The sequence below is a fragment of the Photorhabdus akhurstii genome, assembly GCF_018448925.1.
GTDB classification, from domain to species: Bacteria; Pseudomonadota; Gammaproteobacteria; order Enterobacterales; family Enterobacteriaceae; genus Photorhabdus; species Photorhabdus akhurstii.
Genome location: NZ_RCWE01000004.1, coordinates 309,172 through 325,518, shown reverse-complemented (window position 1 = coordinate 325,518; position 16,347 = coordinate 309,172). Strand labels below are relative to the sequence as shown.

The following is a 16,347-nucleotide window of genomic DNA, read 5'->3' as shown; positions in this document are numbered from 1 at the left end:
GAGAAAATCCTATGATTATATTAATAACTTTAAAATATAATAATGTATCTTTGTTATTTACTTCTACCTTTATTATTTCCTTCATTTAATATCTTTTTCTTATTAATATTATCTCTACCTTGCTTCCCGCGCCATCTGGCTAACGGCAAGTACAGATTACCAGCCAGTTTCATTGGCGTTCATGTAATGACATGCAAAAAGCTCAGTTGATGAACATGACAATAGATTAACTCACTCCTGAAAAATATCGCTTTTAATACTATACCCGTCATCTTTCAAGCTGCCTCTTTGTTGGCTGCACTCGCTCACCCCAGTCACATAGTTCTCTATGCTCCCGGGGATTCACTCCCTTGCCGCCGCGATGCAACTTGAAATCCATAGGGTATATAATCTCTAATCTAAAGTTATTAAAAATTCCTCATTAACTACTATTTCTACAATCCAATCATTAATCACGAATGTCAAATAAGATCTAACAATAATAATATTTTATCAACACCTAAAATATTATTAATGATAAATAACAACATGAATAATAAATCAAAATTAAATAATAATAGGAATATTATTGTAATATATTTATTTTGGTTTTTATGAAAATTTACAATCTGGCTATAAGTTATTTATTAACAGAAAATAAAATCATTTAATATATTCATTATATGGATAAAATTATTCCATCCACTTATATGCTGATTGATAATAATGCCATTCTCTGTTTTCTCATGGTCAGAAAATGGCGTAAACCTCGACAATGATGACATTTTCCAGCACTACATCATTTGCGGAGAACTCACTTTGTATGTCATTAATATCTTTTCCTTAATCATGGTTCATCGAAAGCTTTACCGACTTCACTTAAATTCTGGAACTCACTTTTTGTTCCGGCCGCTTTCGCCTGAATCGAGCACAGAATATCTTGACGACTAAAAATCGAAGCTTGCAAAAGTGCTATTTGTTGCAGCGATTCATAAACACCATGATCACGGCTGTAAAGCATAGCTCGTTTAATCCCGTTAATGGCAACAGGAGGCCGATCAGCAATGCGTCGGGCAGTTGCGAGAGCACCTTCGATTAATGTCTCTGTAGAAGGGAACACTTTTACCACCAGCCCCAAATCATGAGCCTGAGCCGCACTCAGTGTATCTCCAGTAAGGGCAAAATAGCGGGCCATACCCCCAGGGATCAAATGTTGCAAACGTTGAAGAATACCTAAGTCAGCCATCATACCGATATTGGTTTCTTCTATACGAAACTTCGCATGTTCAGCAGCAAAACAAAAATCGCATGCGGCAATTAAGTCAAAACCCGCGCCAAGACAGGTGCCTTGCACCGCGGCAATAACAGGGAATCGCGCACGCTCCAATACGCTTATCGCCTCCTGCATTTGTAATAAGCTGAACTGCATCGATTCCCGCTCATTAGGATTAGCCGTATTAGCCTCTTTGCTAGAAGCAAAAATTTGCAGATCAAGCCCACCACAAAATGTGTTTCCTTGTGCTGAGATCACCATTGCCCGAACCTCACCTGAACGACTAAGTTGCTCTATTGCCTCAGGAAACCTTTTCCAGAACCCAAGCGCCAAACTATTTGCCTTTTCGGGACGACTGAGTTGTAAATGAGCGACTCCGTTGTCAATGTTGATGTCAAAATATTCGTTAGATTGATCAGTTAACATAACAAACTCCTCTTACCAGTTTGCATTTGAGCCTAGGATTCAACCTGAACATTGTCAAGTTGTTCATCTACAGTAAGATTCAGTTAACAAATTTGTTTTAAGAAAAACCCTAAATTTATGTATAAAAAATGGCTTCCTTAAAGAGATGTCCTGATGGTTCAATAGATGCAAGATGATCTGGATGTTGTATTTTTTATTTATAAGAATTTTTAACTAAAATTATTTCGAAGAATATCATTCCCTCATGGAATAGGCTTTTTTTGATTAAAATGTTACTCAACGGTTTTGTTTTTTTACATTCAGATAAAAATTATCCACTCGTTAAAGAGAAAAATTGAAATAATTGGTTTTCATGATAAAAATTTATTCTCTTTCTAAAAAACTTTGTGTAATACTTACATGGCTACTTGGAGATTAACTTAAATCTAGAGGGTATTATAATGAATCGTACTAAAATTGTACTGGGTGCAGTAGTTCTGGCTTCTACTCTGTTGGCTGGTTGTTCAAGCACTGCTAAGGTTGACCAACTGACTTCTGATATTCAGACTCTGAATGCAAAAGTTGATCAACTGAGCAATGACGTGAACGCAGTACGTACTGACATTCAAGCCGCTAAAGACGATGCAGCTCGTGCGAATCAGCGTCTGGATAATCAAGTTCGTTCCTACAAAAAGTAATTTTTTGTAATTATGTACAAAAATGGCGCACAGTCTATCTGTGCGCCGTTTTTTATCATCGGATTCTGTTAGATAAATATTTGCTGACTTCCCTGTCCGCAATAAAATATTAATTTTCCCGATAGATTGGCCCAGGCTGATATAACGGTGGTAATTTAAACGATTCAGATATATCTTTATTCACCGCTTGTTCAGCACCTTTAACATCATCCTCTACCCGCACGATATTCTCTTCCTGCAACTCCTGTTGTGTTTCAAGTTCTATGCCTTGACTTACCAATACCGGCATACCAGAACGGCGTACTATCGCTTGTTCAACAATGTTTTTATCCGTTTTGCTATTATCAATGAACTTGTTCAAATCGACTGATCGGACAATAGGTAATGTCTGTGGATCATCATTCTCTTTCTTAGACAACGGCTGGTGTACTTCAATATAACGCTCACCATTTGGTTCTACAGAATACTTAACCGCTTCATTGATAATTTGTACTCGCGTTCCACGGGGCACAGTGTTGAATAACGTTTCAATATCATCAGGACGTAAACGGATACAACCGGAACTCACCCGCATGCCGATACCAAAATCAGCATTCGTGCCGTGGATCAAGTATTCTCCGCGCCCGGCAGCTAAGCGCAACGCAAATAAGCCCATTGGGTTTTCAGGACCAGCAGGAACAACCGCAGGTAAGGTAATCCCCTGTTCAGCATAATGTTTACGGATATTCTTAGTCGGCGTCCAAGTTGGATCTTTAATTAACTGGCTGACAGATGTTGTCATCACTGGCGTATTACGACCAAGTTGCCCAATACCAATCGGATAAACGATGACTTTATTTTTTCCTTTAGGGAAGTAGTAAAGTCTAAGTTCTGCAAGGTTAATCACAATCCCCTGCCTCGGTGTATCAGGCAACAGCATTTGTGACGGAATAATCAGTTCAGAACCCGGAGTAGGCAAATAAGGATCGGTACCAGGGTTAGCTTCCAGCATTGCCAATAAACCAATTTCATATTCGGCAGCAATGGCTTCCAAAGAACGCCCATCATCGGGTACAACCAATGTCGTATTTTCGCCAATTAAACGGCTATTGGCCGCTGGCAAAGTATATTCTGTGGCGCTAACGGTGTTAGCTAATCCACTTAACAATAACATGCCAATAAACGTTAAAACTCGTTTCATGCTTGCTTCCTGGAATGACTTCTGAATGGTTATCGAATAAATTTAAGTGTAAAAGGTTGAAGCCTTATCGGCCGTATATGTTATCAGTAGTGAAAGAAACTCGTAAGACTAGTATTTAAACCATTTTACTTGCCCTATTTCGGATGGCGCATATCATCGCATGCAGCCCCTGCGTGCGTGAGGGTGTCAAATGTTGCTCCAAAGACAATTTTCCAAAATATTCAGTCACCTCCAAAGCCAAAATCTCCTGGGGCGTTTTATCCTGAAACAGGATAAAGACAATCGCAACCAATCCTTTAACAATAGCGGCATCACTGTCGCCAATAAATTCCACTTTGTTTTGGTGATTCGTTCTCAGCAGTATCCACACCTGACTCTGGCAACCTGCGATTAAATTCTCAGGTTGGCGTTGTTCGTCAGTAAGAGGAGGCAACCTCGCCCCCAATTCAATCATATAGAGATATCTTTCTTCCCAGTTCTGACAACGGGAAAAATTACGTAACAACTTATTTGTGTCGGGCAAACTTGCCATGACTTTTTCCTTACACTCTTTTGATCTATACCAGGTCAACCCAGTAACTGTTCTATTCGCCGCAATGCAACAACAAGCGCATCAATATCTTCTTGTGTAGTATAAATCGCCAATGACGCCCTACACATACTGGAAACGTGATAATGCTCCATCAAAGGAAGGGCGCAATGATGTCCGGTACGGATCGCTATTCCATATTGATCAAGGAAACTTCCCACATCATAAGCATGGTGCTGACCAAGGTTGAAAGCAATAACCCCCTGACGTCGCTCAGGACCATACAATTTCAGGGTTCTGACCTCTTTCAATCGTACCATCGCATAATCCATCAGTGCCTGTTCATATCGCTGAATTTCATTCAGCCCAAGTGAAGTAACATAATCGACAGCAGCGCCAAGCCCAATAATTCCCGTAATATTTGGGGTTCCCGCCTCAAATCGCCACGGTGGTTCTGCATAGGTTATCCCCTTTTGCAGGCTAACCTGTTTTATCATCGCGCCACCCCCTTCCCAAGGCGGCATAGCATCCAGCAGGGATTTACGCCCATAAAGCACACCAATGCCTGTTGGACCATATAATTTGTGGCTGGAAAAAACATAGAAATCGCAGTCCAGATCCTGCACATCAACTTTCTTATGCATAATGGCTTGAGCGCCATCGACCAGAATAGGTAACCAACTCCCATGCTCATCAGCCAGTTTTCTTGCCTGTTTGATGATTTGACGTACAGGATTCACGGTGCCAAGTACATTAGAGAGATGAGTAAAAGAGAGCAATTTAGTACGTGAATCAATCAAAGAGGCTAAAATTGCTTGATTCAATTCACCATTCTCATTCAACGGCCATATTCTGATTTCAAACCCAATCTGTTCTGCCAGCATATACCACGGAACGATATTGGCGTGATGCTCCATTTCAGTAATAACAATATTATCGCCGCTATTGATAAATTTGCGGCCATAACTGTTAGCAACCAGATTAATCCCTTCCGTCGTACCTTTGACGAATACAATCTCTTCATCACTTCGGGCATGAATAAATTGCGCCATCTGGTGACGCACATTTTCAACCATCCGAGTAGCCGCAGAACTCAGGGTATGAATTCCCCGGTGAACTGCCGCATACTGGTGCAAACAAAATTCACTTTCTCGTTCAATAACCGAAACCGGCTTCTGAGCACTGGCAGCACTATCTAGATAAACCAGTGGATGTCCATTAACCTGTTGAGCTAACACCGGAAAATCTTGTCGCACCTTTTTTACAGAAAAAGTCATTTTTCCACCCCCGCTAAACGGTGCTTAATATGTTTCATAACAACGCTTTTCAGGGATTCATCTGCAATAGATTCAGTAAGTTCAGCAGCAAAAGCAAATACCATCATATGCTCTGCATCACGTCGGTTGATACCGCGTGATTGCAGATAAAACAGTTGTTCTTCATCTATCCGACCAACGGTCGCACCATGACTGCATTTCACATCGTCAGCGTAAATTTCCAGTTGAGGTTTGGTATCTACTTCTGCCTGTTTACCTAACAACAAATTGTTATTAGTCATTTGTCCGTCAGTTTTCAATGCATGAGGCGCCACTTTGATCACGCCGTTAAATACCGCTTTGCTCTGATCCATCACAATGGTTTTATGCAACTGACGGCTTTCACAATGCCCTTTATTATGTTCCAAATAAGTACGAGTATCGGCGACCTCTTTTCCTTGTGGCAACAGTAAACTATTCAACGACAGATTGGCCCCTTCGCCATTCAACTTAACACTGGTATTGTGTCGGCCAAGCCCAGAACCTAATAAAAAGCTGGTGCTTTTTACTTGAGCATCACGACCAATCACAATATCGTTATGTGCAAAGTGATAACTTGCACTATTCTCAACTCCCAGTTTTATATGGGCAAAATGAGCATTGTCCCCCACCTCCGCAGTTAATCGGCTTCCTGTCATATGGGGTTGCTGTCCATCAATACTGGCGAAATGTTCGATCACGCTGGCACTCGCATTCGTGCCTACGACAATATGGTAGCGGTAATGACTGGTATTCAATTCTTCACTACCATGACCACTGGTTATATTCAACAGATACAAGGGCTTTTCTGCTACTTGTCCAGCCTTTAACGTAATAACCAAAGGCTGTTGGGCCAAACTCTCTGTCAGATGCAGAAAAATCTCACCCTGTACCGGTGCCGGAAGCCCACTTTTATTATCCAGTAAATTGAGCTGATAGGGTCCAAAATCACAGGAACTCAATAAAGGTGAAAAACAACCATCCACCATAACGACACGCCAACAATCCATTGGAATCGCCAGTTGTTCACATTGTGCTACTGTCAATTCCCAAGTTTCGCTGCTGTATTGCTGATTTAACAATTTATCCAGCGGAGTATAACGCCAATCTTCATGTCTGAATTGGGGAAAGCCGGTTTGAGTGACTCGTTGCCAATGCAAACTGGCATGCGATGAATCCTCACCATGACGACAACGATATAAATTTGCAAAACGTGCTAATGCTTGCTGGTTACGTTCTGCAACCTGCCGCACCTGTTCAGCTTTTTCACTGTTGGTCAATAAGCCAGCCATAACCTTGCTCCTCCAACTTTTTCGCCAAACTGAAATCACCGGATTTAATAATTCGGCCCTGATAAAGTACATGCACAAAATCAGGTGTCACATAATCCAAAATACGTTGGTAATGGGTCACAATAATGAATGAGCGGTTTGGATCACGTAAAGAGTTCACGCCATTAGCCACAATTTTCAATGCATCAATATCCAGCCCTGAATCTGTCTCATCCAGAATACAAAGTGTCGGCTCCAGCGCGGCCATTTGCAGAATATCATTACGTTTTTTCTCGCCACCGGAAAAGCCGACATTGACTGAACGTGTCAGCAAATCCGGCGGCATATCCAACAATTCAATTTTCTCTTCGATAAAATCGGCAAAATCAAAGCGATCCAGCGGCTCCTGACGGCGATATTGGCGGACAGCATTTACTGCGGTTTGTAGGAAAAACTGATTACTGACACCCGGAATTTCCACCGGATATTGAAAAGCGAGGAAAATCCCCTCCCCGGCTCGCTCTTCTGGCTCAAATGCAAGTAAATCTTTACCTTTAAAGGTGATTTCACCATCACCAATTTCATACTCTTCACGGCCAGCTAACGTTGCTGATAATGTACTTTTACCGGAGCCATTCGGCCCCATAATGGCATGAATTTCACCCGGTTTAACTTCAAGGTTTAATCCTTTTAAGATTTCATTACCTTCAACACTGACTCGTAAATTTTTAATACTTAACATATTACATGCCTTCGAACGACTTAACGTTCTGTCATAAAAAAAGAAACCGGGAAAACTCATCCGACGCTGTGTTCAAGGCTGATCGCCAGCAATTTTTGTGCTTCAACGGCAAATTCAAGGGGAAGTTCAGAGAACACATCCTTACAGAATCCATTAACAATCATGGAAATCGCATCATCTTCACTGATGCCACGTTGCAAACAATAGAACAATTGATCTTCACCAATGCGAGAAGTTGTCGCTTCATGCTCCAGTTGCGCCGTATTGTTCTGTACTTCTACATAAGGGAATGTATGCGCGCCACATTCAGTACCAATCAACATGGAGTCACATTGGGTATAGTTACGGGCGTTTTCTGCTCCCGGTAATATTTTGACCAACCCACGATAACTGTTCTGACTACGACCGGCAGAAATGCCCTTTGAAATGATGGTCGATTTAGTGTTACGGCCAATGTGGATCATCTTGGTGCCGGTATCTGCCTGTTGAGTACCGTTAGTCAGCGCAACGGAGAAAAATTCGCCAATCGAGTTATCTCCTTTCAAGATCACACTGGGATATTTCCAGGTAATTGCGGAACCTGTTTCCGATTGCGTCCAAGACATTTTGGCATTTTCGCCCTCACATAACGCTCTTTTAGTGACAAAGTTGAGAATCCCCCCTGCACTGTCGCCACCTGAAAACCAGTTTTGTACCGTGGAATATTTCACTTCAGCATCTTTATGGATAATCACTTCGACAACAGCGGCATGAAGTTGATAGCTATCACGCACCGGCGCGGAGCATCCTTCTATATAGCTGACATAACTGCCTTCATCAGCAATCAGGATAGTGCGCTCAAATTGTCCCGTTTTCGCAGCGTTGATACGAAAATAGGTGGATAGCTCCATTGGGCATCGAACGCCCTTTGGCACATAAACAAAAGTACCATCAGAAGCCACTGCGGCATTCAATGCGGCAAAAAAGTTATCGTGGCTTGCAACCACACTGCCGAGGTATTTACGGACCAATCCAGGATATTCCTGTATCGCTTCACTAAATGAACAGAAAATAATCCCTTCTTTCGCTAACTTATCCCGATAGGTGGTTGAAACAGAAACGGAGTCAAAAATAGCATCTACCGCAACCGCTTCACCTTCCCGTACAGGAACACCCAACTTACCAAATGCTTCTTCAATTTCCGCGGTTAAATAGCTATTAGCTTGCTCCGCCCCTGTCCCTTGAACAACACCAGATTGTGAATTGCAACTATCATCACAAGCACCACATGAAGGTGCTGAATAGTAACTGTAATCCTGATAGTCAAGATTGGGATAATTTGCTTTCAACCAATGAGGCTCTTCCATTCCTAACCAATGGCGATAAGCCTCCAGCCGAAATTCCAGCATCCATTCTGGCTCATTGCGTTTTGCGGAAATAGCCCGCACAACTTCTTCACTCAAACCTTTAGCCAGCTCATCCGTCGCCACCTGAGTGAAGAAGCCTTCTTTATAGCGATGATCGCTGAGCCAAGTCTGCACATCATCGCTGATTTCTACATTGCTCTGAGACATATATTGGTACACTTATATACCAAAGCTTTCACCACACCCACAGGCATGTTGTGCTTTTGGATTATTGAATTTAAATATCTGATTTAAACCTTCACGAACAAAATCCACTTCAGTACCATCAATAAAGGGCATGGCTTTCAAAGGGACATATAGACATGCTCCTTCACTTTCATACCTCAGATCATCAGGCGCGGGTTCGTTAACCATCTCAAACACATAGCCAAAACCGGCACATCCTGACTGCTTAACCCCCAGATATAATCCTTTACTTTGTGGGTTTTGCTGCATCAACTTTAGGATCTGCGCTGCGGCTCTCGCGGTGATGGTAATTCCTTGCCATGCGGTTTCATTTAGAGAAAAGGTTTCAACGCTGTTTGTCATAGTTGACCTCACATTTGTTTTATAGCTATTTTTGCCGCCGTTATCGGAGTGTTCTCCTTCCGTATAATGGTAATGATAACCTTTATCACTTCAACCATTTGTTTTAAGAGGATATACCTTAAGAAGGTTAAATTTTATTCGAACGCGATAATTTATGTTCATTTCATATGAAGGTATCTCTTTAATTTACTGTTTTATCTATAAATTATTAGTTTAATCAATTGTGCTATTCTTTACTTCTTGGCGTAAAACAAAAGCACAAAAAGTTCATCAGAAATACCAATTTGATGTGAGTTTTCAGACACACCGGAGAATGATTCCTTCACCGGTATGAAAATAGCAGTCAGACATAGCAGTCAAACAAAATTGACATCGTTAACCGGAGATAAAGAATGGGGATTGCTATTATTGTATATGCAAATTAAATTTCTATTTAATCGACGCAATTAATTAAACGCATTAAGAAACAATTTAATCTATATATTCCATTTTCAACATTTCTTCCCTTTTTATTAATAGTTTGACTGGCTGGCTAATTTAATTCGAAGGTATTACATGACAATAATAAATATTTTCAATATCTTGCATCTTATATGAATAAAAGTATACTGCCTCCGGGTGCTTGAGACTTTCTGTCTTGAGCATTATGTTCCAGGCAGAAAGAGAAAAGCCCCATCCGACTATAAATCGAAATGAGGCTACCCCTATGCCTAGCAACGTAAGGCTAGCCTCTTACCTGATAAAAAGCAAGGAGAGAAGGCTATGAAGCCGCAAAAAATCGCAATATTTAGTTTGATCATTATTTGTGTGACATTACTCATATTCACGTGGATAACAAGGGGTTCAATCTGTAAACTCCATATCAAACGAGGTAATACAGAGGTTGCGGCAATCATGGCTTACGAATCCAGCGACAGGTAAGGCAACCTTAGGCGGGAGGTTTTTACTCCCGCCCTTTTAGATGTTGTTATGACTTGGTTCTCAGGCACCCTTCATATTTAAGCGGCATTAAGCATAAATTAAAGCTACTGAAACTCTGTCATTCTTGGATTCACATAATAAGTGCAACATCGTTAACCGGAGATGTAAAATAGAGGTTGTTATTATATATTTTCTATTTAATTAATCAAATGCATTAAAAAACAATTTTATCTATATATTCCATCATCAACACCCCTTCCTTTCTTTATTAATGGCTTTACTAGCTGGTTAATTTAATTCGAAGGTATTACGTGACTATAATAAATATTTTCAATATCTTGCATCTTAGATGAATAAAAGTATACTGCCTCCGGGTGCTTGAGACTTTCTGTCTTGAGCATTATGTTCCAGGCAGAAAGAGAAAAGCCCCATCCGACTATAAATCGAAATGAGGCTACTCCTATGTCCAACAACATAAGGCTAGCCTCTTACCTGACAAAAAGCAAGGAGAGAAGGCTATGAAGCCGCAAAAAATCGCAATATTGAGTTTGATCATTATTTGTGTGACGTTACTCATATTCACGTGGATAACCAGGGGTTCAATCTGTAAACTCCATATCAAACGAGGTAATACAGAGGTTGCGGCAAGCATGGCTTACGAATCCAGCAACAGGTAAGGCAACCTTAGGCGGGAGGTTTTTACTCCCGCCCTTTTAGATGTTGTTATGACTTGGTTCTCAGGCACCCTTCATATTTAAGCGGAATTTAGCGCAAATTAAAACTGCTGAAACTTTAGCATTAATTAATATATCAGCATTTATAGATTTGAATAAGAATTTTCAATTAGATCTTTCCCTATTAGAGTATTAATTCTTTTAAGATAATTCACCATTCCTATTCATCAGACATATACAATCAAACAACCCATAATATTATAAAAACATCGATAAGTTACATAAATATATATACTTCTTAAAGGTTATCACAATTAAATTCAATTACTGTGAAAAATAACCTTTTCACTTAAATAGTAGGTTATTTATCCATACAATAACCTACTTTCACTTTTGTTTTATATTTTATCCAGGCAAAACTGATGTGGTTAACCGAGAGGTACAGCACAAATGTTGCCGCTCATCAAAAATATCAATTCGCCACACTTGGTGATTACGGCCAATATGAAGAGGTTTACACACGCCTTTCACTTCACCACTACGAACCGACCGAATATGGTTAGCATTAATTTCCAATCCAACAACTTTTTTCTCACCTTCGGAACAGAGATACCCAGCTAAAGAACCGAGTGATTCTGCCAGCACAACAGATGCCCCGCCATGCAATAAACCAAATGGCTGACGGGTGCGATGATCAACCGGCATTGTGCCTTCAATATAGTCATCACCGATATGCGTGATTTTTATGCCCAGATGGCCCATCATACATTGGCTATTTACTTGATTCAGGCTATCCAGTCCAATATCACGTTTCCAAATCATGGGATTATCTCCAATAAAGCTTGCAACGGATGCTTAAGTACTTGCCCTTCTATCCGTTTAACCTGACTGCGGCAGGAATAACCGGAGCTTAGACAGCGCTCCAATGGTAATTTCTGCAAGGCAGGTTGCCAGGATAATTTATAGATACCAATAGAGTGTTCTATGTTTTTGTTTTCATGACCATAGATTCCAGCCATGCCACAGCAGCCTACACTGATATTATCCAGCTTGCTACCCAACCGATGGAAAATTTTTCCCCATTGTTGATTACTGCCCGGTAGCATAGTCACTTCAGTACAATGTCCAAATAGATACCATTTATCACCTGATTTTTCTTCATGATCACTTTTTTCTGGCAAGGCGTTAATCAACCATTCATGAACAAGCTGAACCTCAAACTTTCCACGCTGTTCTCCCAGAATTTCTTTATATTCGTCCCGGTAGCACAAAACCAGCGCCGGATCGACACCGACCATAGGAATTCCCAACTCAGCAACCCGATTGAGGAAATCTGATGTCTTTTTGGCCGTTTTAGCAAAACGGGATAAGAATCCCTTGATATGTTGTGCTTTACCGTTTGGCGAAAATGGCAGTAGTACTGGTTTATATCCCAATTTCTCTACCAAACAGGCAAAATCAGCCACAACTTTAGCATCATAATAGCTAGTGAATGGGTCCTGAACGATCAACACATATTCGTCACGATGGGCTTGACCCATTTTTTCAAGCTGTTCCAGCGTGGTAGAAAGCACATAATGACCCGCCAGTTGTTGGTGCAGCGTCGGGCTGGATAACAAGGGTAAATCCACCATGCCGATAGTTCGGCGACTCAATTCTTGTATCCACGGCTGTTTCAGGAAGAAATTAAAGACCCGAGGAACCTTAGCCATTAATGGCGTGCTGCTTTCCGCACTCGCCACAATATGATCACGTAAAGGGCGAAAATAGCGACCATGATATAACTCAAGAAAACGTGCGCGAAATGACGGAACATCAATTTTAATCGGGCACTGTGTTGAGCAAGCTTTGCATGCCAGACAACCCGACATTGCCTCTTTCACTTCGTGAGAAAAGTCATACTCCCCGCGCCATGCCTGCCAGCTATTGCGAGTCTTCTCAATCAACCCACGTAAACTTGGTCGTTTTTGTTCTAATCCCTGTTTCAGTAGTGTCGGAGCCACACCCTGTTCAGTTAAAAGACGCAGCCATTCACGCACGAGTGTCGCACGTCCTTTCGGCGAATGGATACGTTGCTGACTCACTTTCATCGATGGACACATCGGGCTTTTTACATCGAAATTAAAGCAAAGCCCATTCCCATTACACTCCATAGCGCCACGGAATGTACTCCTGACATTTACCGGAATTGTCCGATCATATGTTCCTCGCTTAACAGCATCGACTTTCATCATAGGGACATCAATCCCCATCGGCGGACAAATTTTACCCGGATTCAAGCGGTTATTCGGGTCAAAGGCAGCCTTAATCCGGCGTAATTCTTCATACAAGATGCTACCGAAAAACTCAGGGCTGTATTCAGCACGAAATCCTTTACCATGCTCTCCCCACAATAAACCACCATAACGTGCCGTAAGACTGACAATTTCATCAGAAATCTGTTTCATCAGTATCTCTTGCTGAGGATCACACATATCCAGCGCTGGCCGAACATGCAACACCCCCGCATCCACATGACCAAACATACCATAATTGAGATGATGGCTATCCAATAGCTGTCGAAATTCCACAATATAATCAGCAAGATACTGTGGCGGCACACACGTATCTTCCACAAAAGGAATGGGTTTCGCCGCACCTTTACTGTTACCCAACAAGCCAACCGCTTTCTTGCGCATTGCATAAATACGCTCAATATCAGCTAACTCTCGGCAAATTTGATAGCCAATAACCCCTGCTTGCTTGCTATCCATCAGTTCATCAAGGCGCTGACAAAGTGTTTCTACTTGCCGCTCTATCAAAGGTTGATCATCGCCACTGAATTCAACAATATTCAACCCCTGCATATCTTTGTTAGGAACATCAGTGATCAATTCCTTAACTGAATGCCAGACGATATCCTCACGCGCCAAATTCAACACCTTGGAATCCACGGTTTCAACCGATAACGCCTTTGCCTCCACCATAAAAGGGGCATTACGCAATGCAGAATCAAATGAATCATATTTCACATTCACCAACCGCCTGACTTTCGGCAACGGGGTAATATCCAAAACCGCTTCGGTAATAAAAGCGAGTGTTCCTTCTGAACCAGTTAAGATACGCCCCAAGTCAAATTTCTGCATATCGTCACTGAAAACATGGCGCAAATCATAACCAGTCAGAAAACGATTGAGTTTAGGGAATTTTTCAACAATAAGTTCACGTTGTTCACGGCAACGACTAAGCACCGTGTTATAAATGCGACCGACAACCGAATCTTCTTGCGCAATCGATTCCGCCTGGGCTATATCCATAGCGCGGGTGTCAAGTAATTCCCCCCCTAATAGAACGGCCCGCAGGCTAAGAACATGATCAGAAGTTTTACCATAGACGAGTGAACCCTGACCGGATGCGTCGGTATTAATCATGCCGCCCAATGTTGCACGGTTACTGGTTGAAAGCTCTGGTGAGAAGAAATAACCATATGGACGCAAATATTGGTTCAGTTGGTCTTTAATCACCCCCGCTTCAACTCTGACCCAACCTTGCTCCGGGTTAATCTCAAGGATACGATTCATATAGCGGGACATATCCACCACAATGCCATCATTAAGCGCCTGACCGTTTGTGCCTGTACCGCCACCGCGTGGAGTAAATGTCAAATGCTGATACTCTTTTTCACCGGCGATACGAGCCAATAAAACCACATCGGCACTGGATCGGGGGAAAACGACAGCCTGTGGTAAGAGTTGGTAGATACTGTTATCTGTCGCCATTGTCAGACGATCGGCATAACTGCTTGCAACATCTCCGGTAAATCCTTGTTCCTTTAATGTATCCAAGAACTTCTGTGCGACCTCACTGACGTGCGGTGCTTGTGATATGCGTGGGATCATTGTCGTTTTGACCCTTTTAAAATGAGTGTCCACATTGCTCCATTTATACTATCTTTGAATCAATGCCTTAATCAGCCGTAATCATTTACCACCGTTAACTGATTTGTCTGAGAAGGCAAGCGTTTACCTTATCATAATATTCACCCATTTTGAGTAACCTATAGATAACATCCTATTTATTCATTATCTTTAGCGCCACTCAATCCCTGAGAGAAATTAACTTATGGACAAATCTCAACCGCATTATGATCTACCAAAGTTATTCTTTACTTTAATTTTCTTGTCACTGTTAATTGTTACTAGTTTTTGGGTGATAAAGCCCTTTATCTTCGGTTTTGTCTGGGCGGGTATGGTTGTTATCGCTACCTGGCCATTATTAGAAAAACTACAAAACAGTTTATGGGGTAAACGCTGGATTGCCGTCTCCATCATGACGCTACTGCTAATTCTATTGTTTGTGATCCCTGTCGCATTACTGGTCAGTAGCTTATTGGAAAACAGCGCACCATTAATCCAGTGGGCTAAATCCCCCTCCCATTTTCAGATACCGACAATGACCTGGCTGAATAGTCTTCCTCTGGTTGGCGATAAACTTTACAGCGGTTGGAACTCGCTCATTACTGATGGTGGAAATGTGCTGATAGCTAAAGTCCAACCTTATGTTGGAGAAGCAGCAACCTGGTTCTTTACTCAAGCGGCAAATGCCGGGCGCTTCGTATTCCATCTCGGCTTAATGGTGCTATTTAGCATATTCTTATATCTGAAAGGCGAACAGGTGGCGCTAAGTATTCGCCATTTTGCCATTCGCCTGGCAAATAAACGCGGAGATGCCGCCATCCTGTTGGCGGCACAATCCATCCGTGCCGTAGCGCTCGGCGTAGTAGTTACCGCGCTGGTTCAAGCCATTATCGGTGGTCTCGGCTTGGCTATTGCAGGCATTCCTTATGCTACGTTGCTGACCGTACTGATGTTTGTCTGCTGTGTCGCTCAGCTTGGCCCATTACTGATTTTAGTTCCTGCTGTCGCCTGGCTTTACTGGACAGGTGATACAACCTGGGGAACGGTATTACTGGTCTGGAGCTGCATCGTAACAACAATGGATGGATTTCTTCGCCCATTTTTAATTCGTCTGGGCGCAGATTTACCTATGGCGCTGATATTAATAGGCGTTATTGGTGGAATACTCTCATTTGGCATGATTGGCTTATTTATCGGTCCCGTTGTATTAGCGGTTGCTTATCGTTTATTAATCGTATGGATGAATGAAGTCCCAGAGCCTGAAAATGATTTAGCCGAAACGGAAAAATATCTGGAACAAGGATTGTCAGAATAATTTGTATGATATACCCGTTATCTTTCAAGTTGCCTCTTTGTTGGCTGCGCTCACTCACCCCGGTCACATAGTTATCTATGCTCCCGGGGATTCGCTCCCTTGCCGTCGCGATCCATCTTGAAATCCATAGGGTATAATTAATTCTGACTTACACAGCGAAAGAGAATTAGCTCTTTCGCTAAAGCATAATCTTATAAAACTTACCACTCTTTTGCGGCACTTATTCATTAAATAT

General features: G+C 41.9%; 14 protein-coding genes. 4 read left to right on the top strand and 10 right to left on the bottom strand.

Going from position 1 to position 16,347, the window contains the following annotated elements:
* Positions 1 to 826 precede the first annotated feature (826 nt).
* Complete coding sequence (locus EAE93_RS07910; protein ID WP_214039453.1) at positions 827 to 1,678, bottom strand: enoyl-CoA hydratase-related protein; 852 nt, start codon at positions 1,676 to 1,678, stop codon at positions 827 to 829.
* Between the two features lie 440 nt (positions 1,679 to 2,118).
* On the opposite strand from EAE93_RS07910, the gene EAE93_RS07905 reads away from it, so the two are divergent.
* A complete protein-coding gene (locus EAE93_RS07905) occupies positions 2,119 to 2,355 on the top strand; it encodes a major outer membrane lipoprotein (RefSeq protein WP_036805405.1) in 237 nt (78 codons plus the stop codon).
* A gap of 109 nt (positions 2,356 to 2,464) precedes the next feature.
* Here EAE93_RS07905 and EAE93_RS07900 read toward each other — a convergent pair whose 3' ends face one another.
* From EAE93_RS07900 to sufA, 7 genes are all read right to left on the bottom strand, one after another.
* Positions 2,465 to 3,535, bottom strand: coding sequence for a L,D-transpeptidase family protein (locus tag EAE93_RS07900; RefSeq protein ID WP_214039452.1), 1,071 nt, complete (start codon positions 3,533 to 3,535; stop codon positions 2,465 to 2,467).
* Positions 3,536 to 3,650: 115 nt separating this feature from the next.
* On the bottom strand, positions 3,651 to 4,067 hold the full coding sequence (gene sufE / locus EAE93_RS07895) for a cysteine desulfuration protein SufE (protein ID WP_036805400.1): 417 nt from the start codon (positions 4,065 to 4,067) through the stop codon (positions 3,651 to 3,653).
* A gap of 35 nt (positions 4,068 to 4,102) precedes the next feature.
* Positions 4,103 to 5,341 (bottom strand): cysteine desulfurase SufS, encoded by a 1,239-nt coding sequence (gene sufS, locus EAE93_RS07890; RefSeq protein ID WP_214039451.1) that lies wholly within the window; start codon positions 5,339 to 5,341, stop codon positions 4,103 to 4,105.
* On the bottom strand, positions 5,338 to 6,651 hold the full coding sequence (sufD, locus tag EAE93_RS07885; RefSeq protein ID WP_214039450.1) for a Fe-S cluster assembly protein SufD: 1,314 nt from the start codon (positions 6,649 to 6,651) through the stop codon (positions 5,338 to 5,340). Before sufD ends, sufS begins: the two co-directional genes overlap by 4 nt.
* Entirely contained in the window at positions 6,626 to 7,372 is a 747-nt protein-coding gene (sufC, locus tag EAE93_RS07880) for a Fe-S cluster assembly ATPase SufC (protein ID WP_040149869.1), read from the bottom strand. Before sufC ends, sufD begins: the two co-directional genes overlap by 26 nt.
* Positions 7,373 to 7,428: 56 nt before the next feature.
* Positions 7,429 to 8,925, bottom strand: a complete 1,497-nt coding sequence (gene sufB, locus EAE93_RS07875) for a Fe-S cluster assembly protein SufB (protein WP_046395357.1) — start codon at positions 8,923 to 8,925, stop codon at positions 7,429 to 7,431.
* Between the two features lie 12 nt (positions 8,926 to 8,937).
* Positions 8,938 to 9,306, bottom strand: a complete 369-nt coding sequence (sufA, locus tag EAE93_RS07870) for a Fe-S cluster assembly scaffold SufA (protein WP_036805386.1) — start codon at positions 9,304 to 9,306, stop codon at positions 8,938 to 8,940.
* 762 nt (positions 9,307 to 10,068) lie between these two features.
* Between sufA and EAE93_RS07865 the strand changes: the two genes are divergently transcribed.
* Complete coding sequence (locus EAE93_RS07865) at positions 10,069 to 10,227, top strand: Hok/Gef family protein (RefSeq protein WP_071824117.1); 159 nt, start codon at positions 10,069 to 10,071, stop codon at positions 10,225 to 10,227.
* Between the two features lie 518 nt (positions 10,228 to 10,745).
* The gene (locus tag EAE93_RS07860; RefSeq protein ID WP_071647127.1) at positions 10,746 to 10,904 is read left to right on the top strand and encodes a Hok/Gef family protein; all 159 of its coding nucleotides are present in this window, start codon (positions 10,746 to 10,748) and stop codon (positions 10,902 to 10,904) included.
* 402 nt (positions 10,905 to 11,306) lie between these two features.
* On the opposite strand, the gene menI is transcribed toward EAE93_RS07860, so the two are convergent.
* Positions 11,307 to 11,723: a 1,4-dihydroxy-2-naphthoyl-CoA hydrolase gene (gene menI, locus EAE93_RS07855; RefSeq protein ID WP_036805375.1), complete on the bottom strand. Its 417-nt coding sequence runs from the start codon at positions 11,721 to 11,723 to the stop codon at positions 11,307 to 11,309.
* Positions 11,720 to 14,779, bottom strand: a complete 3,060-nt coding sequence (gene ydiJ, locus EAE93_RS07850) for a D-2-hydroxyglutarate dehydrogenase YdiJ (protein ID WP_214039449.1) — start codon at positions 14,777 to 14,779, stop codon at positions 11,720 to 11,722. Before ydiJ ends, menI begins: the two co-directional genes overlap by 4 nt.
* Positions 14,780 to 15,002: 223 nt before the next feature.
* Here ydiJ and ydiK point away from each other — a divergent pair, with 223 nt between their 5' ends.
* The gene (gene ydiK, locus EAE93_RS07845; protein ID WP_214039448.1) at positions 15,003 to 16,112 is read left to right on the top strand and encodes an AI-2E family transporter YdiK; all 1,110 of its coding nucleotides are present in this window, start codon (positions 15,003 to 15,005) and stop codon (positions 16,110 to 16,112) included.
* Positions 16,113 to 16,347: the final 235 nt, after the last annotated feature.